The organism is Desemzia sp. FAM 23988, assembly GCF_045528365.1.
Classification (GTDB): domain Bacteria; phylum Bacillota; class Bacilli; order Lactobacillales; family Carnobacteriaceae; genus Desemzia.
Genome location: NZ_JBGQQS010000058.1, coordinates 1 through 994, shown reverse-complemented (window position 1 = coordinate 994; position 994 = coordinate 1). Strand labels below are relative to the sequence as shown.

General features: G+C 27.1%; 1 protein-coding gene. It reads right to left on the bottom strand.

The window, feature by feature from the left end:
* Positions 1 to 148: 148 nt before the first annotated feature.
* Entirely contained in the window at positions 149 to 619 is a 471-nt protein-coding gene (locus ACEN4L_RS13400; RefSeq protein WP_407097749.1) for a GNAT family N-acetyltransferase, read from the bottom strand.
* Positions 620 to 994 lie beyond the last annotated feature (375 nt).

The window sequence follows — 994 nt, the reverse complement described above, 5'->3', positions numbered from 1 at the left end:
TACTGAACAAAATAGTTCATAGTTTTGGGAGTGTATTTTTCTATATCTCTATCAAAATAAACAAAAGTGGGACTATTTTTTCACAAAAGAACCTTATCAAATCATTTTTTTGTATACATGACTTTATCTAATTTCATATATCCTATTTTTAAACCTCATTAGAAGTATCACCATAAAGTATGATAGATGAATTGGAAGGCTCAAAACCATTATCCAAATAAAAGTATTCAGCTGGGTAGCCTCGATCGGTATCTAATATGATGGTGGGGATATTGATATCTTTTAATTGTTCTTTGATAAAGTTCAAAAATTGGGTACCTACTCTTTTTCCTTGATAATCATTTGAAATATAAAAGGAATCCAACTGGTATTCTTTTCCCATATACCACGGTTTAATAAAACCTAACGCAGCACCCAATAAATTATCTGTATCTTCTTCTCTAACGATATACCCTTTAAATGTATTTAGTTCAGTTATTTGATTAACGTAAGATGTAATTTGGTCATATGTTAATTTATCGTTCCATGGCTCAGCTGAAAATACTTTAATATAAACGTCTACAACTTCTGATAAATCATTTTTATTAAATTCTCTAAAATAAATAGTTTTGTTTTTCATTCCTTAATCAACTCCTTTACTTAAAATAACCATAGCATTATTTTATCTTTATGAATAATTTTTTTATAGAAACTCATGCTAAACTAACAAGGCTTTCAGTACACGATTCTATGTAATTTCATGTGTTACAACTTATGGATTTTATTCATTTACACAAAATATTTTACACTCTCCTTATATTTTATGACTTATAAGTCAGCAGGGTAAACTTCTATAAAAGTTACATATTTTTAATAAATTAAAATATAGCTGAATCATTCATAGATTTTTATACAGGGACATTTTTATCAAAAAATTAGGCGAAACTGAAATGTTTCTTTCTTTTTTACAAATCGATTAGATTCCTTCCTAACGGAAGAAAAGAAAAGTTCATTT

Bases quoted from the DNA above. Each gene is read 5' to 3' on its own strand.
- ACEN4L_RS13400 (WP_407097749.1), bottom strand. From the start codon at position 619: ATGAAAAACAAAACTATTTATTTTAGAGAATTTAATAAAAATGATTTA.